Source organism: Bradyrhizobium sp. CW1 (assembly GCF_023100665.1).
In the GTDB taxonomy this organism is placed as follows: Bacteria; Pseudomonadota; Alphaproteobacteria; order Rhizobiales; family Xanthobacteraceae; genus Bradyrhizobium; species Bradyrhizobium canariense_D.
The window spans coordinates 7857305-7878469 of sequence record NZ_CP064684.1 but is presented as its reverse complement, the minus strand read 5'-3'; the positions used below and the strand labels follow the sequence as shown (position 1 = coordinate 7878469).

The 21165-nt window shown below is 64.5% G+C and carries 20 protein-coding genes; 7 read left to right on the top strand and 13 right to left on the bottom strand.

The features are described 5' to 3' along the window. The first annotated feature begins 154 nt into the window (after positions 1 to 154). Positions 155 to 1399, top strand: a complete 1245-nt coding sequence (locus IVB54_RS37695) for an MFS transporter (RefSeq protein WP_018455992.1) — start codon at positions 155 to 157, stop codon at positions 1397 to 1399. Here the strand turns inward: IVB54_RS37695 and IVB54_RS37690 are convergent. Next, on the bottom strand, positions 1391 to 1828 hold the full coding sequence (locus tag IVB54_RS37690; protein WP_026233065.1) for a helix-turn-helix domain-containing protein: 438 nt from the start codon (positions 1826 to 1828) through the stop codon (positions 1391 to 1393). The genes IVB54_RS37695 and IVB54_RS37690 overlap by 9 nt on opposite strands. A gap of 80 nt (positions 1829 to 1908) precedes the next feature. On the opposite strand from IVB54_RS37690, the gene IVB54_RS37685 reads away from it, so the two are divergent. After that, positions 1909 to 2781 carry a class I SAM-dependent methyltransferase gene (locus tag IVB54_RS37685; RefSeq protein ID WP_026233066.1) on the top strand — a complete coding sequence of 291 codons (873 nt, stop codon included), beginning with the start codon at positions 1909 to 1911 and terminating at the stop codon, positions 2779 to 2781. Next, positions 2774 to 3286 carry a DUF2938 domain-containing protein gene (locus tag IVB54_RS37680; RefSeq protein WP_018455995.1) on the top strand — a complete coding sequence of 171 codons (513 nt, stop codon included), beginning with the start codon at positions 2774 to 2776 and terminating at the stop codon, positions 3284 to 3286. Before IVB54_RS37685 ends, IVB54_RS37680 begins: the two co-directional genes overlap by 8 nt. Here the strand turns inward: IVB54_RS37680 and IVB54_RS37675 are convergent. Then, positions 3283 to 3777 carry a VOC family protein gene (locus IVB54_RS37675; protein WP_018455996.1) on the bottom strand — a complete coding sequence of 165 codons (495 nt, stop codon included), beginning with the start codon at positions 3775 to 3777 and terminating at the stop codon, positions 3283 to 3285. The two genes, IVB54_RS37680 and IVB54_RS37675, sit on opposite strands and share 4 nt — an antisense overlap. Before the next feature lie 91 nt (positions 3778 to 3868). Further along, positions 3869 to 4414, bottom strand: coding sequence for a carboxymuconolactone decarboxylase family protein (locus IVB54_RS37670; RefSeq protein ID WP_247776993.1), 546 nt, complete (start codon positions 4412 to 4414; stop codon positions 3869 to 3871). A 136-nt stretch (positions 4415 to 4550) separates the two neighbouring features. Here IVB54_RS37670 and IVB54_RS37665 point away from each other — a divergent pair, with 136 nt between their 5' ends. Both IVB54_RS37665 and IVB54_RS37660 read left to right on the top strand, forming a co-directional pair. Then, positions 4551 to 5765, top strand: a complete 1215-nt coding sequence (locus IVB54_RS37665) for an acyl-CoA dehydrogenase family protein (RefSeq protein WP_085349645.1) — start codon at positions 4551 to 4553, stop codon at positions 5763 to 5765. Between the two features lie 148 nt (positions 5766 to 5913). Beyond that, complete coding sequence (locus tag IVB54_RS37660) at positions 5914 to 7053, top strand: acyl-CoA dehydrogenase family protein (protein ID WP_018455999.1); 1140 nt, start codon at positions 5914 to 5916, stop codon at positions 7051 to 7053. 192 nt (positions 7054 to 7245) lie between these two features. Here IVB54_RS37660 and IVB54_RS37655 read toward each other — a convergent pair whose 3' ends face one another. The 10 genes from IVB54_RS37655 to IVB54_RS37610 form a co-directional block, all read right to left on the bottom strand. After that, on the bottom strand, positions 7246 to 8283 hold the full coding sequence (locus IVB54_RS37655) for an amino acid ABC transporter substrate-binding protein (protein WP_026233067.1): 1038 nt from the start codon (positions 8281 to 8283) through the stop codon (positions 7246 to 7248). A 53-nt stretch (positions 8284 to 8336) separates the two neighbouring features. Next, the gene (locus tag IVB54_RS37650) at positions 8337 to 8930 is read right to left on the bottom strand and encodes a L,D-transpeptidase (protein WP_018456001.1); all 594 of its coding nucleotides are present in this window, start codon (positions 8928 to 8930) and stop codon (positions 8337 to 8339) included. Positions 8931 to 9126: 196 nt separating this feature from the next. Further along, on the bottom strand, positions 9127 to 10101 hold the full coding sequence (locus tag IVB54_RS37645) for a hypothetical protein (RefSeq protein ID WP_018456002.1): 975 nt from the start codon (positions 10099 to 10101) through the stop codon (positions 9127 to 9129). Positions 10102 to 10185: 84 nt separating this feature from the next. Continuing rightward, a complete protein-coding gene (locus IVB54_RS37640) occupies positions 10186 to 10749 on the bottom strand; it encodes a thioredoxin family protein (protein WP_018456003.1) in 564 nt (187 codons plus the stop codon). 31 nt (positions 10750 to 10780) lie between these two features. Then, complete coding sequence (locus tag IVB54_RS37635) at positions 10781 to 11479, bottom strand: cytochrome c biogenesis CcdA family protein (protein ID WP_018456004.1); 699 nt, start codon at positions 11477 to 11479, stop codon at positions 10781 to 10783. A gap of 312 nt (positions 11480 to 11791) precedes the next feature. Then, positions 11792 to 12403 carry a sigma-70 family RNA polymerase sigma factor gene (locus IVB54_RS37630; protein WP_018456005.1) on the bottom strand — a complete coding sequence of 204 codons (612 nt, stop codon included), beginning with the start codon at positions 12401 to 12403 and terminating at the stop codon, positions 11792 to 11794. 411 nt (positions 12404 to 12814) lie between these two features. Continuing rightward, positions 12815 to 13549, bottom strand: a complete 735-nt coding sequence (locus IVB54_RS37625) for a response regulator (protein WP_018456006.1) — start codon at positions 13547 to 13549, stop codon at positions 12815 to 12817. Positions 13550 to 13559: 10 nt separating this feature from the next. Further along, the gene (locus tag IVB54_RS37620; RefSeq protein WP_018456007.1) at positions 13560 to 15305 is read right to left on the bottom strand and encodes a DUF3369 domain-containing protein; all 1746 of its coding nucleotides are present in this window, start codon (positions 15303 to 15305) and stop codon (positions 13560 to 13562) included. Continuing rightward, on the bottom strand, positions 15275 to 17305 hold the full coding sequence (locus IVB54_RS37615) for an ATP-binding protein (protein ID WP_018456008.1): 2031 nt from the start codon (positions 17303 to 17305) through the stop codon (positions 15275 to 15277). The genes IVB54_RS37620 and IVB54_RS37615 overlap by 31 nt, the downstream gene beginning before the upstream one ends. A 54-nt stretch (positions 17306 to 17359) precedes the next feature. Next, positions 17360 to 18355: a TRAP transporter substrate-binding protein gene (locus IVB54_RS37610; RefSeq protein ID WP_026233068.1), complete on the bottom strand. Its 996-nt coding sequence runs from the start codon at positions 18353 to 18355 to the stop codon at positions 17360 to 17362. Between the two features lie 186 nt (positions 18356 to 18541). Between IVB54_RS37610 and ugpB the strand changes: the two genes are divergently transcribed. Further along, positions 18542 to 19882 (top strand): sn-glycerol-3-phosphate ABC transporter substrate-binding protein UgpB, encoded by a 1341-nt coding sequence (gene ugpB, locus IVB54_RS37605; RefSeq protein ID WP_026233069.1) that lies wholly within the window; start codon positions 18542 to 18544, stop codon positions 19880 to 19882. A 154-nt stretch (positions 19883 to 20036) separates the two neighbouring features. Further along, a complete protein-coding gene (locus tag IVB54_RS37600) occupies positions 20037 to 20984 on the top strand; it encodes an aminoglycoside 3'-phosphotransferase/choline kinase family protein (RefSeq protein ID WP_247338302.1) in 948 nt (315 codons plus the stop codon). Positions 20985 to 21165 lie beyond the last annotated feature (181 nt).

Genomic DNA, 21165 nt, shown 5'->3' with positions numbered 1-21165 from the left:
AGCGTTGATAGTTCGATCCAGGTCGAAGTGATTTTCTGGTGAAGGTTACTAGATGTCGTCATGGCCGGGCTTGTCCCGGCCATCCACGTCTTGAGCGCGCGGATCGAAGAACGTGGATGCCCGGAACAAGTCCGGGCATGACGGAGTAAGCGGCATGCTCGATAACCCTCGACACGACGGATCCGTCGACGAATCCTCTCTCCGCTACGAAGGCTGGCGCATCGTTGCGGTCTGCTTCCTGCTCGCGACCTTCGGCTGGGGGCTCGGCTTCTACGGCCAGAGCGTCTATGTCGCCGAGCTCCAGCGTGCGCACGGCTGGTCGGCCTCGCTGATCTCGTCGGCCACGACGTTCTTCTATCTGTTCGGCGCGCTGCTCGTCGTCTTCGTCGGCGAAGCCGTCAACAAGTACGGCCCGCGCCTCGGCCTGATCGCAGGGACGCTGGCGATGTCGGCCGCGGCGGTCGCGATCGGCGCGGTGCGCGAACCGTGGCAGCTTTATCTCGCGAACGCCGTGCTCGCCTTCGGCTGGGCCGGCACGAGCCTGGCCATGATCACCAACACGATCAGCCTGTGGTTCGACCAGAAGCGCGGCATGGCGATCAGCCTCGCGCTGAACGGCGCAAGCTTCGGCGGCATCGTCGGCGTGCCGCTGCTGGTGAGCTTGATCGGCCATGTCGGCTTCGCCAGCGCTATGTTTATCGTCGCCGGCGCCATGCTGGTACTGCTCGTGCCGGTGATCCTGATTGTCGTCGGCCGCCCGCCCGATCTCCATGGCCGGCGCGCCGCGACGAAAACGAAGCCGCAATCGTCGGCGCAGATTCGTAGCCAGGCGTTGCGCGATGTCGGCTTCCTCACCGTGACCATTGCCTTTGCTTTGGTGCTGTTCGCGCAGGTCGGCTTCATCGTCCACCTGATCTCGTTCCTCGATCCCGTGATCGGGCGCGAGCGCGCGGCCGTCGCGGTTGCGGTGCTGACCGCGATGGCGGTGATCGGCCGGGTGCTGTTCTCGCTGGTGATCGACCGACTCAACCAGCGGCTCGCCTCGGCGCTGTCGTTTCTGAGCCAGGCCGTGGCGCTTCTCGTCGTCATCAATTTGCACAATGATTACGTGCTGATCGCCGCCTGCGCGTTATTCGGCTTCTCGGTCGGCAATCTCATCACGCTGCCGTCGCTGATCGTGCAGCAGGAATTCGATTCCGCCTCGTTCGGCGTGCTGATCAGCCTCAACACTGCGATCAACCAGGTGACCTATGCGTTCGGCCCCGGCGTGGTCGGTTTTCTGCGCGATTTCTCCGGTGGCTATGAGCTGCCGTTCTATCTGTGTATTGCGCTGGAGCTGGTGGCCGCGGCGTTGATCATGGTGCGGGGGCACACAAGGCGATCGACCGCTTCAGTCTGATCGCGGCGCGCGCGGTGCCCGCTTGGGCGACCTCGCCTTTCCCAATGCCGCGACCCGCATGAGGCGGCGAAAATGCAGGCATTCCATGTGACTTGGCGCCGGACAGGCCGCGGCATGGCGCAGGCCGTCGCGCATCGCGATAAGCTTGCGGATCGTTCGGTCCAACTCGTCGGCCTTGGCGGCAAGCTTCCGCCGGTCGATACGCGGCCTTCCGTCGGGTGCGAACATCCGGGCAACTTCATCGAGCGAGAAGCCCGCCGCGCGCCCCAGCGCGATCAGCGCCAGGCGATCCAGGATCTCCAGATCGAACAGCCGGCGCAGGCCGCGCCTGCCGATCGGGGCAATCAACCGCTTTTCCTCATAGAATCGCAGCGTCGACGCCGGAACACCGGAGCGCCGTGCGACTTCGGCGATATCGATCGTCATCACGCCTCTTGACCTCAAGTTCACTTGAACTGGCAGTATGCCGCGTCCAACGCCGCCAAGGCAAGACGAAAGGGGAAACCATCATGGACGCTATGCAGAAGGCGATTGAGCAGATGAGGCTTTGGAATGGTCCCGCCGGACGCGCCTGGGTCGAGACCCAGGACATCCTGGATGAGATGTTCAAGCAATTCGAGAGGCCGCTGTGCGAGGCCGTTCCTGCCGGCTCCAATCGTCGCGTTCTGGACGTCGGCTGCGGCACTGGTGGTCTGACCGTTGCGGTCGCTCGAAAGCTCGGGCAAGGCGGCCGTGTGGTCGGCATCGACATCTCCGCGCCGATGATCGGGGCGGCGCTGGCCCGCGCCGAGCGCGAAGGCACCTCGGCCAGCTTTATCTGCGCCGATGCGCAGCACCATAAATTCGACCCGGCGAGCTTCGATACGATCATTTCACGTCTCGGCGTGATGTTCTTCGAAGACCTCGTTGCGGCCTTCGCAAATCTGAGGCGCGCTGCCGCCGAAGGCGCCGGGCTCGCCGTCGTTGCATGGCGGGGCGCAGCGGAGAATCCGTTCATGACGGCGGCCGAACGAGCCGCCGCGCCCCTTCTGCCGAATATGCCTGCCCGTCCATCCGGCGGTCCGGGGCAGTTCGCCTTCGCTGACAAAGATCGGGTCAGGACCATCCTGCTGGAGAGCGGCTGGACCGAGATCGACATCCGGCCGGTGGATATTCCATGCCGCTTTCCTGCCAGCGAACTCGCTCGCTATGTCGGTTGGCTGGGACCCGTCGGAACGATCCTGCAGGACGCCGACAGGGGATTGCGCGAAAGGGTCGTGGATGCGGTGCGGCCCGCCTTCGCCCCCTACGTGGAGGCAGATGCGATCCGTTTTACCGCCGCATGCTGGATGATCCAGGCGCGGGCTTCAACCGACGCGGCAGGCGAGGTCTCGAATGGGTGAAATGATTGAATTTCTGGTCGGCGCCGCCTTGATCGGATCCGGTGCAACGGCCGTGATCGATGGTTGGGCAGTTCTCCGCGCGCATGTTCTTGGAATCCCATCGCTAGACTATGGACTCCTAGGTCGCTGGCTCATCCTGCTCGCGCGCGGACAGTATCGGCACCTTAAGATCGCGGCACCCGATCCGGCTCCACGCGAGCGCCTGATTGGGTGGGCCGCGCACTACCTGATCGGCATTGCGTTCGCGGCCGTCTTGCTGGCGATCTGGGGGCTCGATTGGCTGCATTCCCCGCGTGTCGGCCCCGCATTGATCGTCGGAATCGGCAGCGTGGCGGCACCTTTCCTGATCATGCAGCCGGGCATGGGCCTCGGCATTGCAGCCCATCACGCGCCACGTCCCAACGTGGCGCGTCTCAACACGCTACTCACGCATGCCGTGTTCGGCGTCGGGCTCTATGTGGCCGGATGGGTCCTGAGGCTCGTGCAGTGGCGAGGTGCGGACTAGGCCTCCCGCTGCTTCAGCAGCTCCTCCACATCCAGCCGCTTCGTGAACATCGAAAGCTTGCCGTCCGGCCCGAATGGCCATTGCTCCCGCGGCTTGTCCCAATACAGCTCCACACCGTTCTGGTCCGGATCGCGCAAATACAGCGCCTCGCTGACGCCGTGGTCGCTGGCGCCGTCGAGCGCAATGCCGGCCGAGAGCACGCGGTGCAACGCATCCGCCAGCGCCGGCCGCGTCGGATAGAGGATCGCGGTGTGATAGAGCCCGGTCGCATCAGGCGGCGGCGGCGAGCCGCCCTTGCTCTCCCAGGTGTTGAGCCCGATGTGGTGGTGATAGCCGCCGGCCGAGATGAAGGCCGCGCCCGAGCCCATGCGCTGCATCAGCTCGAAACCGAGCACGCCGCAATAGAAGCCCAGCGCGCGATCGAGATCGGCGACTTTGAGATGGACGTGGCCGATCCTGGTGCCGGCGGCGACGGCTTGGTTTTGCGACATGCGGCTGCTCCGTTGATGAACTCCACATAAGTCCGGCCTCGGGACAGTGCTACCGGCCGATCCCGAAACCCAGCGTTTCCGGATAGGCAACTTACGACAGCTCCCGCACCTCGCCCTCCGGCAGCTCGAACTCAAACGTGTTCAGCGTCATCGACACCAGCGTGTAATAGCCGCAGAGACCAATCACCTCGACCACGCCGCGCTCGCCGAGCAGCTTCACCGCCTCTTCATAGAGGCCCTTCTCGACGCCGTGGCCCTCATGCAGCGATTTTGCGACGTCGTAGATCATCTTAGCCCTGGGATCGTCGAAGACGGGCGTGCGGCGGTCGCGGATCGCGTCGATGATGTCAGGGTCCATGCCGCCCGCAAGCGCCAGCCGCTTGTGCGCGTACCATTCGTAATGGGCGGTCCAGTGCCGCGCCGTCACCAGGATCGCGATCTCCGAAAGTTTCGCGGGAAATATCGTATCGTAACGCAGGACCTCGCCGAGCCGCGTGGCGTGACGGGCCATGTCGGGGCTGTTGAGCCAGGCCATCATCGGTGCCGGCGGCCTGCCGCGCTTGCCGGCAATCGACTCGTCATAGGTCTGCCGCTGGCTCTCGTTCATTTCGCCAGGCGAAAGAAGCTTCAGGCGCATTGTTGTTTCCTCTTTGTTTTCAAGCTCGCCGTGGCGGCGACTATAGCGGATGCGTGACACGGAAGTGGTTGAATTCCGCGGGAGCTTGGCCCAGAGTCGCGCCCAACAAACCGACATAGATTGTTGGAAACGACCTATGACTGACTCCAGGGCCAGCGAGACTGAGACCGCCGATCTCGAAACATTCCGCAGCGAAACGCGCGCCTGGTTGGAAGCCAATTGCCCGCCGGAAATGCGCAAGCCCGCGACGTCCGACGCCGACGTGTTCTGGGGTGGACGTAACGCAAAATTTTCGTCCGAGCCGCAACGCATCTGGTTCGAACGCATGCGCGACAAGGGCTGGACCGTACCGGACTGGCCGAAGGAATATGGCGGTGGGGGCTTAAGCGCCGCGGAGCACAAGGTGCTGCGCGCGGAGATGGCCAGGATCGGCGCGCGGCCCCCGCTGTCGAGCTTCGGGATCTGGATGCTCGGGCCGGCGCTGCTGAAATACGGCAACGATGCCCAGAAGAAGGAGCATCTGCCAAAGATCGCCGCGGGCCTGATCCGCTGGTGTCAGGGCTATTCCGAGCCGAACGCCGGCTCCGATCTCGCCTCGCTGCAGACCCGCGCCGAGAGCGACGGCGATGATTTCATCATTACGGGGTCGAAGATCTGGACCTCCTATGCCAACTACGCCGACTGGATCTTCTGCCTCGTTCGCACCGATGCCGCCGCGAAGAAGCATGACGGCATCAGCTTCATCCTGTTCGACATGACCTCGAAGGGCGTGACGACCAAACCGATCCTCCTGATCTCCGGCTACTCGCCGTTCTGCGAGACTTTCTTCGACAATGTCCGCGTGCCGAAATCGCATGTGGTCGGCACCGTCAATCGCGGCTGGGACGTCGCAAAATATCTGCTCCAGCATGAGCGCGCGATGATATCAGGCATGGGCGAGCGCGGCGTCGGCCGTCCGCTGGGCCAGATTGCGGCCGATTCCGTCGGCACCGATGCGCAGGGACGGCTCGACGATTCCATGCTGCGTGGCCGCATCGCCAGCTTCGACGTCGACGAAGCGGCCCTTGGCGCCTGCGCCGAGCGCGCGGTCGATCTCGCCAAGGCCGGTCAGGCCCATCCGGCGTTCTCGTCGGCGATGAAATATTACGGGACCGAGCTCAACAAGCGCCGTTACGAGATCCTGATGTCGGCCGGCGGCGTCGATGCGCTGGAATGGGAGAGCGAGCGTTCGAAACAAGGAGCGCGTCCGCGCGCCTGGCTGCGGACCAAGGCCAACTCGATCGAGGGCGGCACCACCGAGGTCATGCTCGGCATCGTCGCCAAGCGCATCCTCGATTTGCCGGGGGCGTAACCCCAGCGTCGTTCCGGGGCGGTCCGCAGGACCGAACTAAGGTGCGCGGTTGCGCACCTGAGAACCTCGAAATTCCGGGTTCACGCTTCGCGTGCCCCGGAATGACAACAACAGACATGCATTCCGCCAGACGTTAGAGACATTGCACATGGCCCTCGTCCTCACCGAAGAACAATCGATGCTCCGCGACAGCGCGCGCGGGCTGATCAGCGACAAGGCGCCGGTGTCGCATTTGCGGCATCTGCGCGATAGCAAAGACCCCATCGGCTTCTCCAGGGAGTTTTGGCATTCCTTCGCCGAGATGGGTTTTGCCGGCTTGCTGGTGCCGGAAGAGTTCGGCGGCAGCGGCCTCGGCTATGTCGAGGCCGGGGTGGTGATGGAGGAGATCGGCCGCACGCTGATGCCCTCGCCCTTCCTCGCAACCAGCGTGGTCGCGGCCTCGGCACTGAACCGTGGCGGCAATGCCGCGCAGAAGTCGGAGTATCTGCCGAAGATTTCCAACGGCTCCCTGCTCGCGACGCTCGCGATCGACGAGGGCGCAAAACACCGCCCGCTTCAGACCAGCCTCCAGGCCGTGCGCGCCGGCAACGGCTTCAAACTCTCCGGCGCCAAGGCGCTGGTGGTCGACGGTCACGTTGCCGATCTCCTCATCGTCGCTGCGCGTACGGCCGGCTCAGCCGGCGAGCGCGAGGGGCTGACGCTGTTCCTGGTCAACCCCAAGGCCAAGGGCGTTGCGATCGAGCGCACCATCATGGTCGACGCGCACAATGCGGCGCGGATCGAGCTTGCCAATGTCGAGGTCGATGCCGACAGCGTGCTCGGCGAAGTCGACCAGGGAGCCGGCTTGCTCCACGGCGTGCTCGATATCGGGCGGGGCGCAGTGGCCTCCGAAATGGTGGGTCTGAGCGAAGAGGTGTTCAACCGTACCGTCGAGTACCTGAAGAGCCGCAAGCAGTTCGGCAAGCTGATCGGCGAATTCCAGGCGCTGCAGCACCGCGCCGCCGAACTCTATGTCGATATCGAGATCACCCGCGCCGCCGTGATGAAGGCGCTGCAAGCGCTCGATACGGACGTCGCCAAGGCGGCGTCAGCCGTCGCAGTGGCGAAAGCCCGCGCCGGCACCACCGCCACGCGCGCGGTGCAGGAAGGCGTGCAGATGCATGGCGGCATGGGCATGACCGACCAGTTCGACATCGGCTTCTTTATGAAGCGCGCGCGCGTGTGCGAGGAATTGTTCGGCGACGCCAATTACCACACCGAGCAGCTGGCAAGGGCGCGGGGGTATTGAGGCGAGGGTACCAATGGGCACAGCTGCGCCTCGAATAGAGGTGTCGTCCCGGCGAAGGCCGGGACCCATAACCCCAGGGAGCAGTTTGAGAAAGACTCGGAGTTGCTAGCTGCCGCTACAATTTCCGATGGTGGTTATGGGTCCCGGCCCCCCGTGCGCAATTGCGCACTAGGCCGGGACGACAAAGACCTCTTACCGCACCGGCGGCGCGTACTGCACGCCGCCCGCATTCCACAGCTGGTTCATGCCGCGCGGGATCTTCAGCTTCGACTTCTCGCCGATGTTGCGCTCGTACATCTCGCCGTAATTGCCGACGTGGCGGATGATGCGGACCACCCAATCCTTGGTCAGGCCGAGCTGCTCGCCGTAATTGCCCTCGGTGCCGACCAGCCGCATCACTTCCGGCTTCTTCGACTTCAGGGCCTCGTCGATGTTCTCCGAGGAGACGCCGAGCTCCTCGGCGTTGATCATCGCGTACAGCGTCCACTTCACGATCATCATCCAGTCGTCGTCGCGCTGGCGCACGACGGGGGCGAGCGGCTCCTTGGAGATCATGTCCGGCAGGATCATGCTGTCGCCGGGCTTCGACAGGTTCAGCCGCAGCGCGTAGAGCTGGGAGACGTCGGCGGAGAGCGTGTCGCATTTGCCGGTGTCGTAGGCTTTCACGACGTCGTCCAGCTTGTCGAACTTCACCTCTTCATACTTCATGTTGTTGGCACGGAAGTAATCCGCGACGTTGAGCGCCGTGGTGGTCCCGGTCTGGACGCAGACCTTGCTCCCGGTCAGGTCCAGCGCGGTCTCCTTGTTGCGCGCGCGCGGCAGCATGAAGCCTGCGCCGTCGTAATAGGCGACCGCGGGGAAATAGAGATCGTAGTCGAGCTCGCGCGCCATGCTCCAGGTCGAGTTGCGCGAGAGGATGTCCACTTTCCGGCTCTGCAATTCCTTGAAGCGCTCGTTGGCATCGAGCGCGACGAATTTCGCCTTGCTCGGGTCGTTGAAGATCGCGGAAGCCACCGCGCGGCAGAAATCGACGTCGAAGCCGGTCCAGTTGCCCTTGTCGTCGGGGATCGAGAAGCCCGGCAGGCCCTTGTTGACGCCGCACAGCACTTCGCCGCGGCGGACGGTGCGCTTCAACGTGCGGGTGTCGTAGAATTCATAGATGATGGCCAGGACGGCGACCAGCACGGCGACTGCGAGCCCGATCAGCAGGCCGCCACGAAAAGTGCGCATCATGTTGCTCTCTCGAAAAATCGGGAAAAGGAATATTCGCTAATGCGAGGAGATCAGAGTTCGGGCTTCTGCCGGATGACGACCTTGGTGCCGACAGGGACGCGATCGTAGAGATCGGCGACGTCGCGGTTGACGAGCCGGAAGCAGCCGGAGGAGACCTTGGTGCCGATCGTGTCGGGCCGGTTGGTGCCGTGGATGCGGTAGACCGTGGTGCCCAGATACATGGCGCGCGCACCGAGCGGATTACCGGGGCCGCCGGCCATGAAGCGCGGCAGATAAGGCTGGCGCTGGATCATCTCCGGCGGCGGCGTCCAGTCCGGCCACTCCTTCTTGTTGGTGATGTTCACCAGACCCTGCCACTGAAAACCGTCGCGGCCGACGCCGATGCCGTAGCGGATCGCACGACCGCCAGGCTGCACCAGATAGAGATGCCGTTCGGCGGTCGAGATGATGAGGGTGCCGGGCGCTTCGGTGGTGCGGAAGTAGACGACCTGCTTCTGCCATTCCGGATCGAGCTCATAGGCATCGTCGGCGACCAGGCCCGGCTCGTCGCCGCGGTCGGGCTGCTGGGCGTAGGCGTGGGGCGCGGACAGGATCAGGCCGATCGCAGCCACAAACACCCCGGTCAGGCGACGAAAATCCGTCATTTCAAGCTCTCCCCGCGGCCAAAGCCAAATCATCTGGAACCATCAAATCTCAGGGCCATCTTCATGGCAAGTTCAAGGCACCCTTAGACCATATGTCACGAGAATGCTTTGGTTTTTTGACGGACCGCGCGCAATGCCACAAACGGGGGATGGCGCGAAAAGCAGTGGTCGCAGCATCCTCACCGCGCGCGGCCTGTCAGATCTGGTTATTCTCAGCCGCGATCCCGAGCCGCCGGACGATCTCCGTCCCCACGGCCCGGGCCTCAGGCCTCGAACCGATGCGAGGGCTGCGAAACCGTTGTCCTGACTGCAATCGGATCACGACGATGCAGTGCTCGTCCTCGGAGCGGCCGCGGCGCTCGACCGTGATCGTCTTGACGTCGCGCCCTTCGATGTGGTCGGCGCGCAACGTGCCGTCGCCCCACAGGCGTTCGATCCGGATATCGCCCTGGCGGATGATCCAGAACGCGCCGGTCACAAGGTTGGCATAACGGGAAACGCCAAAAGCGGCGAGCGCGCCGACGGGCAGCAGCACGATGTCGACCGACCCGGGCGACAGGCCACGCCAGAGCCTGTAGGCGTAGGGAACGGCGCACAATGCGACGACGATCAGTGCGACGATCCTGATGTCTCTCTTCGAGAACGGCTCGAGGGGGTCGCCGAGACGCATCTCGGGATTGCTGGCATCGAGCGGATTGACCGGAGACTCGACGTCGGGGACGTCGAATTGCGCGGCGATCCGCGCCACCGTGTCGTGCACATGGGTGACGTCGGAGATCGGCGGCGAGGTCAGGCGTTCTCCGGAGGCCAGCGTGAAGGCCAGCTGAAAGCGGGCTTTCGCCCTCTTGCTGCCGGGAACCTGCAATCCCTTGATGTCGTCCTTGGCGACGATCCGCGTCCGCAGTTTTCCGAACGGGCGCTGCTCGCCGATCAAGATCTCGTCCGGCGTGATGATCCACACCACCGCCGGCGCCAGCATGATGATAGCGACGAACGCTGCTCCAACGAGCAGCGCGACCACGGAGATGATCACCTCCAGGGGATCGTGTGTGAACAGGCCCGGCGTGAAGCACAGCGCAACGGCAGCCGCAAAGCCGGACATGACCAGCCGCTGCGCAATCGAGGCGCCCTCGCGAAGGCGAATGTCGGTGCTGTTGGTGGCGTCGTCCATCGCGGGCGGCTGATTACGTGGCCCGCGAAACTCCACGGACGGGTCCGTGGAGTCAAGCAACAAGGGCGCGACCCGTGCCGGGCGTCAGCTATTGGCGTTCAGCAGCTTTGCCACGGTGCGGTCGATCTCGTCATAACGGCCTTCGCCCTCGTGCTGGAATACGATCTTGCCGTTCTGGTCGATGATGTACTGCGCCGGCCAATATCGGTTGCGGTAAGCGTTCCAGGTCCTGGAATCATTGTCCTGCGCCACCGGATAGGTGATGCCGTGGCGCTTCAGCGCCGCCTGCACATTGGAGGCCGAGCGCTCGAACGGGAACTCCGGCGTGTGCACGCCGACCACGACGAGGCCCTTGTCCTTGTACTTGGCATAGAGATCGGTGACGTGCGGCAGCGTGTTGACGCAGTTGACGCAGCCATAGGTCCAGAAGTCCACCAGCACGACCTTGCCGCGGAGATCGGCGATATTAAGCGGCTTCGAGTTGAACCAGTTGTTGATGCCGGCGAAGTCGGGCGCGGTGTCCTGGCTGGCGGCGGCGGTGACGACAGGGACAGCGCGCGCGGCCTCGTCGCAGATGCCGGGGATGACGGCGCCTGTTACGGCGATGCCGATCAGTGCGGCGGAGACGGCGAGCAGTTTGAAAGTCATGGAAAGATCCTCCGGTGAAGCTGAGGGATGATCACAGGCCGATCTGGCCGGTGGGATAGAAGCCGGTGAGCCACGCCACGATCAGCGTGTCGTATTGGAAGTAGGCGGCGAGCGCGAAGCCGATCACGACGACGCCAAAGCCCTGCTGCAGCCGTGGCGAAATGCGCGCGAGACTGCGCACGCGCGTGGTCGCGGCCTGCCCGCCATAGGCGATCGCCAGCATGGGAATCGCCGCGCCGATGGCGTAGGCGATCAGCAGCGTGCCGGCCCAGGTCGCCTTCTCAGTCGTTGCGACCAGCGTCAGGATCGAGCCGAGCACCGGGCCGGCACAGGGCGTCCAGACCAGGCCGAGCGTGGTGCCGAGCACGAGCCCGCCGAGTGCGCCCTCGCGCTGCGTGGCGCTGGAGTTGCCGAGATCGAGCCAGCCGTTGAGCCGGATCGACAGCCATTCGAACGGTGCCGGCCACAGCATCAACAGGCCGAAGCCGAGCAGCAGGATCGAGGCCGCTTCGCGCAGCACGTTCGGATCGAAATTAAACAGCCGCGTGATGGCGCCGAGCAGCAGCGCGGTCGCGGAGAACGAGATGACGAAGCCGAGCGCGATCATCGCCGGACGAAGATGCGAGCTGCGGCCGATTGAGGCGCCGAGCAGGATCGGCAGCATCGGCAGCGTGCACGGCGCGGCGATGGTGAGGATGCCGGCGAGGGCAGCGAAGAGAAGTTCGAGCATGGGGCACTCGTGGAGAGGGTCACGAGGGCAGTTCGGGATGAGCGAGGCAGTCGTTACGCCGCGTCACGCCTTCGTGACGGGAGTGCTGCTGCCGCAGCTGTCTGCTCCAAACACAAAACGACCCGGAGGGGGGCATCCCGTCCGGGTCGTTGGAGGTCTTGGGAGGTTTAACGAAACCGTATGTGAGCTTTATAGGAGGGAAGTTTTTCCGCCTGATGTTGTGCTTTGTTTCAATTGTTTCGTCGGCGGTAACACTTCCGTGTCCGAGATAGGGCCAAAGCCAATGGCCTATCCCATTGAAATATCTGAATTTCAGGCGGCGAAGCGCTCGACGCCACAGCCCTTAAGCAATTCGGCCAGTTGCTTGCGGGCGTAGAACATCCGGGTCTTCACCGTGCTCTGCGGGATGCCGATGATCTGGCCGACCTCCTCCACCGACTTCTCGTGGTAGTAGACCAGCGTGATGATCTCGCGATGCGCGGGCGACAGCTTCTGGACGCAGGCGCGCAGGATGGCGCTGGTGTCGCTGCGGTCGAGCGAGGTCTCCGGCGTGTCGCAACCATCGGCGATCTGGCGCACGTCTTCCTGGTCGATGTCCTCGAAGCGGCGCTGGCGCATCGCAGTCAGCGCCTTGAAGCGGGCGATCGAGAGCAGCCAGGTCGAAACCTGCGAGCGGCCCTGGAATTGGCCGGCGGTCCGCCACACGTCCAGAAACACCTGGCTCACCAGGTCTTCCGCCGTAGTCGCGTCGCGCACGATCCGCAGGATGAAGCGGTAGACGCGCACATTGTGCCGGCAATAAAGGATGTGCATGGACGTCCGGTTGCCGTCGGCAATGCTTTCGAGAAGCATGTCGTCCGAGGTCGCCTGAGCGGCAATGATGCTCTGGCTGGCTTGGGCGTTGATGGCGATGACGTTCGGCATTGACTTGGCTCCCCGTAGCGCCGCAACCGAGCGGCGTTTCCTTGGACCAAAGTGTTAATGAGCCAACGTTTCGGGACGTCTGCACGAAAAGCGGAAAATGGTTTCGTGCGCCGACAAATTGTTTCGTCGAATTAGCCGCGACGAAACATTCGGGGCAAAAAAGCGTGGAATTTCAAGGTACGGAAAATACGGGGGTGGGGATTAGGCCGCCAGCGGAGGCGCCGGGAACGTATTTCGGGCTTTTGCGTTCGCACTCCCCGTGTCGTCCTGGACAAGCGAGCAAAGCGAGCGCCGATGCAGGACCCATTACCCCAGGGAGACGTTTTGCGGAGACGTGTGGTTGCCAGCTCGCGCCACAATCTCTGCCTGGGGTAATGGGTCCTGGCGTTCGCCAGGACGACAATGGAGCCCCTACGCCTTCTCACCCGCCGGCGAGAACAAATAGCCGCCGCCGCGGATGGTGCGGATCACGGCGGGTTTTGCCGGATCGGGCTCGATCTTGCGGCGGATGCGCATGATGCGCAGGTCGACGGCGCGGTCGAAGGCTTCGGCGTCGCGGGCATTGGCCAATTCCAGCAGGCGCTCGCGCGACAGCACGCGCTTCGGATTGGCCGCGAACACTTTCAAGAGCCCGAACTCGGATGCGGTCAGCGGGTGCTCGTTGCCCTCGTCGTCGCGCAAGGCCTGCGCTTCGAGATCGAGCCACTTGGTCCCGAACCGTACCAATTGCTCCTTGTCCGATTTCGCAGCCGCCGCGTCCGCCACGGCTTTCGCCGGCGCGCTCCGGCGCAGCACCGAGCGGATGCGTGCCATCAGCTCACGCAGCTCGCACGGCTTGGCCACGTAATCGTCGGCGCCGAGCTCGAGGCCGACGACGCGGTCGATCGGGCTTGCCGTCGCCGTCAGCATGATCACCGGCACGTTGATGCGGCTCTTGAGGTCGCGGATGATCGAGAGCCCGTCTTCCTCCGGCATGTTGAGGTCGAGCACGACGAGGTCGGGCATGCTGCCGTCGATCGCCGTCCGCAACGACTTACCGCCGTCGCACAGCGTCACGGTGAAGCCGTGCATCTTGAGGTAATCGCCGACCATCTCCCGGGCCGGGGCCTCGTCGTCGACGATCATGATGTGCTGGCTTTGGGTCATGGTCCTGAGATCACGAAATTTCGGTCGCGGGGAGGGTGATGGTGAAGGTCGAGCCCTTGCCGGGGCCCTCGCTCTCGGCGGTCACCTCGCCGCCGTGCATGTCGATAATACGCTTGACGATGGACAACCCAAGCCCGGTCGAGCTCTCGCCGGCGGTCGGTTTTGCCGACAGCCGCTGGAACCGGCCGAACAGGCGGCCGAGATCCTCCGGCGACAGGCCGGCGCCCTCGTCGCTGACGCGGACGATGGTGTCGCCGCCCTCATGGCTGACGACGACGCCGATCTTGCCGCCGATCGGTGAGTATTTGATGGCGTTGCTGATCAGATTGTCGATTGCCTCGCGAATGCGGTCGGTGTCGCACATGGTGACGACGTTGACGGGCGCGGTGACGCTGATCGCCTGCTGCTTGTTGACGGCGAGCGGCTGGTTGGCCTCGGCGACCTCCTTGACCAGGGCCGCGACGTCGACGGGCTCGCGGCGGATGGTGATGTCGAAGGCATCGGCCATCGCATCCGAGATCAGATGATCGACCATCGTGGTCAGGCGCTTGGTCGCATCGCGGATGTGATCGACCTGGGCCACGACGCCGCCTGACGACGCGCCGGTCGAGATCAACTCCTTCAGCATCTCGGTGCGGCCGAGGATGACGCCGAGCGGATTCTTCAGATCGTGGGCAACGGTACCGAGGATTTCGTTCTTGAAGCCGTTGGCGCGTTGCAGCCGCAGCCATTGCGCCGAGAGGCGGCGGTTGGCCTGCATCAGCGCGCGGGTGCGCTGGGCGACGCGGTCTTCCAGCTGGGTGTTGGCGGCCTGGAGCTGCTGGTAGAGGATGACGTTGTCGAAGGCGATCGAGAGCCGGCTGGAGAAGATCTCGACCAGCGAGCGGTCGGTCTCGGACAGCTCGCGCTCGGCCTGCAGCAGCACCACGACCTCGCGGCCGCTTCCGGTGCGCAAATAGATCACGCTGCGGTGGTCGGCGAATTCGTTCTTGCGGCCCTGGAACGCGGCTTCCACCATCGCGCGCAGATCGGGGTCGAGCGCCTTCGACGAGGTGGTGCCGATGAAGCGGCTGTAGCAGCCGCTGCCGGCGAGCACCGAGAGCTCGGGGTCGATGCCGCCATTGTCGCGCAAAACCAGGATACCGGCGCAATCGACGTTGAGCAGCGAGGCAAGCTGGGTCAGTACGCCCTCGGCGAGCCGCTGCATCGACTTGAAATCGTACAGCGTCGAAGCCGCGTCGATGATGATCTCGAGCCCGCGCCTTGTCTGCAGCATGCGCTCGAGCTGCTGGTAGGAGCGCAGCGCCGCGGTCAGCGAGGTGAACAGCTTGTCGGCGGTGAGCTCGGTCTTCGCTTTGTAGTCGTTGATGTCGTACTGCACGATCACGCGCCGTTCAGGCGCTTGACCGGGCTGTCCGGTGCGCAGGATGATGCGCACCGTCTCGTTCTTGAGCTCGTTGCGGATGTACTCGACCAGCTCGAGGCCGGCGACGTCCGTCTCCATGATGACGTCGAGCAGCACGGCGGCGATGTCGTTGTGCGCGGCCATCAGCTTGCGACCTTCGGCCGCGGAATGGGCGGAGAGGATCTCCAGGCCCTGGCCGTTGAGGGAATAGTCCGAGAGCGCAAAACGCGTACCGTCATGCACGGCCGGATCGTCGTCGATGACGGCGATCTTCCATTTCCGGGCGTCAACATCCTCCGATGCGGTACCGGTGTCGTCGATCAGGTGGAGGACATCGTCCTGTTCGGCCATTGAGAAGTCCCGTCAGTCTCTGTGCTTTGCCCGCCGCCCTTGGCGACCCGGGGCATGATAATGCGAAAAGTAGTGCCTTGTCCCAGCTTGGATTCCAGCATCATGCGACCGCCGAGCTGCTGGGTGACGAGGTTATAGACGATATGGAGGCCGAGTCCCGTGCCACCTTCATTGCGCCTGGTGGTAAAGAATGGGTCAAAGGCCTGGCGCTGCACGTCGGAGGTCATGCCGGCCCCGTCATCGGTGAAGATGATCTCGACGTCGTCGGCCCCGCGCGGCCGCGCCGAGATCGTGATCGTGCCGGCGCGGCCGTCGGCAAAGGCGTGGTTGGCGGCGTTGAGGAACAAATTGGTCAGGATCTGGCCGTAGGAGCCGGGATAGCCGTCGAGCAGCAGCCCCTCGGGCATGTCGACATGGAGCGTGATCGGCGACCGCTTCAACACCGGCCGCAGGCTCGCGATGATCTGCTCGGTGGCTTCGCTCAGTGAGAACTGTCGCCGCTCGGCATGGGAGCGGTCGACCGCGACCTGCTTGAACGACTGGATCAGCTCGCCGGCGCGCTGGAGATTGGCGACGAGCTGCTGCGAGGCGTCGCGCGAGGACTGCACGAATTCTTCCAGCTGCGAGCGGCGCAGGCCGCCGTCGCCCTTGAGCTGGGCCTCGAAGATTTCGGTGCGCCGGGCAAAGCTCGACGCAACGGTGAGGCTGATGCCGATCGGGTTGTTGACCTCGTGCGCGACGCCGGCGACGAGGCCGCCGAGGGCTGCGAGCCTCTCGGCATCGATCAGATTCTGCTGCGCGGCGTTGAGCTCGAGCAGCGCGCTTTCGGCCTTCTCCTTGGACGCGCGCAGCTCGTCCTCGGTCTGGCGCTTCGCGATGGCGTTCTCGCGGAACACTTCCACCGCGCGCGCCATGGCTCCGACCTCGTCGCGCGCGCGCGTGCCCTGCACCTCGCGGCCGAGGTCGCCGAGCGTGATCGCGCGCATCGCCGCCATGATCTGCTGCAGCGGCAGCCGGATCGACAGCGCGATCAGCACGCCGGCGGTGAGGATGATGCCGAGGAAGATCACGGCGATGGAGAGAACGCGACGGGAAATGTCCGCCAGCGTGCGGTCGAACGTCTCCTGCGCCTTTTGCTCGCGCTGGCGCATCTTGGTGGAGAGATCGTCGATGGCGCCGATCGCCTCGGCCTGGTTGGCGTCGATGGTGTTGCGCAGCAGCTCGGTACGGTTCGTGAGCTGCTCGGAGAGCTTTGCAAAACCCTCGCGCAGCGCGGCGGTCCGGGCGGCGAGTCGTCGCAGCGCCATGCGCTGGAGGTCGTTGTCGGCGAGATCGATCATCACGGGGATGGTCTTCTCGATGGTCTCGGTGTTGCGGCGGGCGTCGTCGGCCGCACCCGATGACAGCGACAGATAGTAGGAATTGGCCGCGACCAGCATCGCGGTGAAGGCCTCGCGCGACTTGCCCAGCGAAGGCCAGATCAGCGCGTCGCGATGGCCGGTGGCGCCTTCGATGATGGAGTAAAGGCCGGCCATGTCCCTGGCCGGTCCCTGCACCTGATCCTCGTAGGTCTTCGCGATGGTGGCCTGCACGCCGCGCAGCTCGCCGAAGCCGTTGAGGAAGCGGTCGGTGGTGCGCTCCAGCTCCTCGACCGAGCCCGACAGCATCGGGTCCTTGGCGGCGCGATTGGTCAGCGTCCCCAGCACGGCCTCGCGCAGCAGCAGGATCTCGGCGAACAGGTCGGGGCTCGGCTGGTTGATGTAGCGGTGGATCAGATTGTGCAGCCGCCCGGTCTCGCTTTCGAGCAGCGCCAGAATCCGGTCGGATTCGCGCACCTGGCGCACGTCGTCCCAGGCCGAGCCGAGCACCTGCGAGCCGTTCCAGATCAGCCCGACCAGCACGATGACCACGGCGGAGTTCAGCGCCGCGATCGACAGGATGCGCCAACGGATCGGCACCGCCCGGAGCACGCCGACCAGCCGCGCGCGCAGCCGCCCCATCGGGCCGGGCGACCTGTCTGCATGCTCGCTGTGTCCAAGCCCGGGCAAGAGGCCTCACTCCACCTTGCGAATGCGTTCGATCAGCGCGGCCGCGGCCGGATCCTGCCCGGCCTTGGCGTAGATCGCGACCATCGCGTCTTCGAACGGCTTGCGGTCGATATCCCTGACGATGGTGACGCCCGCTGCTTCCGCCTTGCGCTGCGACTGCTCCTCCAGGTCGCGCCATTTCTCGCGCATGAAGCGGCTGGAGCGCTGTGCGGCTTCCCTGAAGATGGTTTGCTCGTCGGCCGACAGGCTTTTCCAGGCCTTCAGCGAAATCACCAGCACTTCGGGGCTCATGGTGTGCTCGGTGAGGGCGAGATAGCCGGCATGTTTGTAATGGTCCGTCGTCACGTAGGATGGCCAGTTGTTCTCGGCGCCGTCGATCAGGTGGTTGGCAAGCCCGGCAAGCACCTGCCCATAGGGCATCTCGACCGGCTCCGCGCCGAGCGCGCGGATCATCTGGCTCATCAACTCCGACTGCTGCACCCGGATCCGCAATCCCTTGAGGTCCGCGACGTTTCTGACCGGGCGGGCGCCGTTGTAGATCGATCGCGCGCCGGAATCGTAGAAGGCGAGGCCAACGAAGCCGTAGGGCTCGAAGCTGCCGAGGATCTCGCTGCCGATCGGCCCGTCCAGCACCTTCTGCATGTGCTCGATGGACCGGAACAGGAACGGCATCGCCAGCACGTTCATCGCCGGAACGAAATTGCCGATCAGCGCCACATTGGTCCGGTTGAGATCGATCGCACCGACCCGGGTCTGCTCGATGGTCTCCTTCTCCTCGCCGAGTTGGCGGGAGTGGAAGACCTTGACCTCGTGCCGACCGCCGCTGCGCTCGGCGATCAGGGCGCCCATGTAGCGCAGCGCCTGCACGGTCGGATAATCCTCGGTCTGGGTGTCGGCGGCGCGGAACTCACGCGCAGCAGCTCCCGTCGCGCAGAGGGCGATCAAAAGCGCGACGAAAACCACCCCGGTCCGCGTGCGTTCGGCACGGTTCAACACTGGCACACTCAACCCCTCAGTGGTGGAGTCTATGGCGGGAGGAAAAGGTTCAATGCAATCTAGCAGATGGTCGTGGGAAGGCCATCCCGCCGGGCGCCTCGACGTGATTGTGCGGCGCGGCCGGGGCTCATTCCCGGTTGAAACCGCAAATGCCGCGCCTTAAGCAGGGGCAGCCGCTTTCGTCGGTGCGGCATGGAAAGAGCCATCGTGACTTCAGCATCGCGCCTTTTGCAGGTCGTCGCCGCCTTTGCGGCGCTCTCCTTGGCCGCGCCGGTGCGTGCCGCGACCGACATCGCGTGGTGGCACGCCATGTCCGGCGAACTCGGCCGGCAACTGGAAAAGCTCGCCTCCGACTTCAACGCCTCGCAGCCGGATTATCGCGTGGTGCCAACTTACAAGGGCAGTTACACCGAGACGGTGACGGCCGCGATCTTCGCCTTCCGCTCGCGCAGCCAGCCCGCGATCGTCCAGGTCAACGAGGTCGCCACCGCCACCATGACCGCGGCCAAGGGCGCGATCTATCCCGTGTTCAGCCTGATGCGGGACATGAAGGAGCCGTTCTCGCTCAATGACTACCTTCCCGCGGTCTCCGGCTACTACACCGATGCGGCCGGCAATCTCTTGTCCTTCCCTTTCAATTCGTCGACGCCGATTCTTTATTACAACAAGACCATGTTCCGCGACGCAGGGCTCGATCCGGAGGCGCCGCCGAAGACCTGGCCGGAGCTTGGCGCTGCTGCAAAACGCCTGCGCGATCGCGGCGCGGTGTGCGGCTTCACCACCTCCTGGCCGTCCTGGATCCATGTCGAGAATTTTTCAGCCTTCCACAATCTGCCGCTGGCAACGCGGGCGAACGGCTTTGCCGCGTTGGATGCCGAGCTGACCATCAACAATCCGTCTCTCGTGCGTCACGTCTCCGAGCTCAGCGAGTGGCAGAAAACGAAAGTGTTCGACTATAGCGGCCGCGGCCAGTCGGCCGAGCCGCGCTTCCAGAACGGCGAATGCGGCATCTTCATCGGCTCCTCGGCGACGCGCGCCGACATCAAGGCGAATTCGAAGTTCGAGATTGGCTACGGCATGATGCCGTATTGGCCCGACGTGAAGGGTGCGCCGCAGAATTCGATCATCGGTGGCGCCACGCTGTGGGTGCTGCGCGACCGTCCGCGCGAGGAATACAAAGGCGTGGCACGATTCTTCGCCTATCTGTCGCAGCCCGGCGTGCAGGCCGCCTGGCACCAGAACACCGGCTATCTGCCTGTCACCCGCGCCGCCTTCGAGCTGACGCGCGCGCAAGGTTTTTACGAGCGCAATCCGGGCTCGGCGATGTCGTTCGAAGAGATCACGCTGCATCCGCCGACGGAGAATTCAAAGGGCATCCGGCTCGGCTCCTTCGTGCTGATCCGCGGCGCGATCGAGGACGAGCTGGAGCAGGCCTTTGCCGGCCGCAAGAGCGCGCAAGCCGCGCTCGATGCTGCGGTCGAACGCGGCAACAAGATCCTGCGCCAGTTCGAGCGCGCCAGCCCGGATAGGTAGGGGGAGGGATGGTAGCTCGGCGTTAAGGCGCAAGGCCGTTCCACAGCGTCATGGCCGGGCTTGTCCCGGCCATCCACGCCTTGGCCGCAGCACGAAGAACGTGGATGCCCGGGACAAGCCCGGGCATGACGAGCTCAACAGCCGTTAGGTTACGATGTCGATGCCACTCCCCCACCTCGCCGACGCGGCAAGCTTTCGCGCCTTTCGCGCCGACCCTCCGCGATGGCTGCCGATCGCACTCGACATCGCCCGCAGCCACGATCTCGATGCCAGCGCGCCGCACGTGTTTGCCACCGGCACCAATCTCGTGGTCGGGCTCGGCGATCGCCTGATCCTGAAAATCTTCCCGCCGCTGCTCCGCGCGCAGTTCGTCTCCGAGCACGGCTCGCTGGCCCAGCTTGCCGGTCGCATTGACTTGCCAATTCCCGAGATCGTCGCGGAAGGCGAGCGCGACGGCTGGCCTTATCTGATCATCACGCGCCTTGCCGGCACGCTCGGCTCGGAGGTCTGGCCGTCGTTGCCGGAAGCGCAGAAGGAGCGCGTGCTGCGACAGATCGGCGAGACCATCGCCGCCGTGCAGCGCGCGCCGCTCGGCTCACTCGCGCAGATCCAGCCGCGCTGGGACGACTTCATGCGGGCCCAGATGCAGGGCTGCAAGGCGCGGCACACGCGTCTCGGCCTGGCGCCGAAATTCCTCGCCGGCCTCGACGATCTCCTGCGTGATGCGGCCGCGCTCATTCCGATGGATGCGTCGCCGGTGATCCTGATCGGCGAATACATTCCGGAGAACTTCCTGCTCGCCCGCCACGACGATCAATGGTCTCTCGCCGGCCTGTTCGACTTCGGCGACGTGCTGGCGGGATGGCGGGACTACGATCTGCTCGGCCCTAGCGCCTTCATGGCAGCGGGCCGGCCGGGCAGGGTGCGCAACCTGCTCGAAGGCTTTGGCTATGCGAAGCTCGACTTCGCGCTCAAGCGACGGCTGATGGCCCTGATGCTGCTGCATCGCGCCAGCGACCTCAACAGCCACATCTGCATCGAGGGCTGGCAGGAGCAGGCGGATGATCTGGTCGAACTTCAGGAACTGATCTGGCCGGGGTGACGGGCCGCGATCGATAGCCGCGCCACCTAGGGGCGAGACGCGCTCACGCAATAGGCTGGTATTCTCGAAGCATATTTTTTAGGCAAATATACCTGTTTGTATGCAATGTCCGACGGCTTGGCTTCTGATCGACGGCCCGGATAGCAGCCTTTTCCTATAAACATTTCATAGGCTTATGCTG

Coding starts and splice junctions, on each gene's coding strand:
- IVB54_RS37655 (WP_026233067.1), bottom strand. CDS start 8,283: ATGCGCACTTTTCGTGGCGGCCTGCTGATCGGGCTCGCAGTCGCCGTG.
- IVB54_RS37665 (WP_085349645.1), top strand. CDS start 4,551: ATGACTGACTCCAGGGCCAGCGAGACTGAGACCGCCGATCTCGAAACA.
- IVB54_RS37660 (WP_018455999.1), top strand. CDS start 5,914: ATGGCCCTCGTCCTCACCGAAGAACAATCGATGCTCCGCGACAGCGCG.
- IVB54_RS37640 (WP_018456003.1), bottom strand. CDS start 10,749: ATGACTTTCAAACTGCTCGCCGTCTCCGCCGCACTGATCGGCATCGCC.
- IVB54_RS37675 (WP_018455996.1), bottom strand. CDS start 3,777: ATGTCGCAAAACCAAGCCGTCGCCGCCGGCACCAGGATCGGCCACGTC.
- IVB54_RS37635 (WP_018456004.1), bottom strand. CDS start 11,479: ATGCTCGAACTTCTCTTCGCTGCCCTCGCCGGCATCCTCACCATCGCC.
- IVB54_RS37670 (WP_247776993.1), bottom strand. CDS start 4,414: ATGCGCCTGAAGCTTCTTTCGCCTGGCGAAATGAACGAGAGCCAGCGG.
- IVB54_RS37645 (WP_018456002.1), bottom strand. CDS start 10,101: ATGGACGACGCCACCAACAGCACCGACATTCGCCTTCGCGAGGGCGCC.
- IVB54_RS37630 (WP_018456005.1), bottom strand. CDS start 12,403: ATGCCGAACGTCATCGCCATCAACGCCCAAGCCAGCCAGAGCATCATT.
- IVB54_RS37695 (WP_018455992.1), top strand. CDS start 155: ATGCTCGATAACCCTCGACACGACGGATCCGTCGACGAATCCTCTCTC.
- IVB54_RS37615 (WP_018456008.1), bottom strand. CDS start 17,305: ATGGGGCGGCTGCGCGCGCGGCTGGTCGGCGTGCTCCGGGCGGTGCCG.
- IVB54_RS37680 (WP_018455995.1), top strand. CDS start 2,774: ATGGGTGAAATGATTGAATTTCTGGTCGGCGCCGCCTTGATCGGATCC.
- IVB54_RS37685 (WP_026233066.1), top strand. CDS start 1,909: ATGGACGCTATGCAGAAGGCGATTGAGCAGATGAGGCTTTGGAATGGT.
- IVB54_RS37650 (WP_018456001.1), bottom strand. CDS start 8,930: ATGACGGATTTTCGTCGCCTGACCGGGGTGTTTGTGGCTGCGATCGGC.
- IVB54_RS37600 (WP_247338302.1), top strand. CDS start 20,037: ATGTCGATGCCACTCCCCCACCTCGCCGACGCGGCAAGCTTTCGCGCC.
- ugpB (WP_026233069.1), top strand. CDS start 18,542: ATGGAAAGAGCCATCGTGACTTCAGCATCGCGCCTTTTGCAGGTCGTC.
- IVB54_RS37620 (WP_018456007.1), bottom strand. CDS start 15,305: ATGGCCGAACAGGACGATGTCCTCCACCTGATCGACGACACCGGTACC.
- IVB54_RS37625 (WP_018456006.1), bottom strand. CDS start 13,549: ATGACCCAAAGCCAGCACATCATGATCGTCGACGACGAGGCCCCGGCC.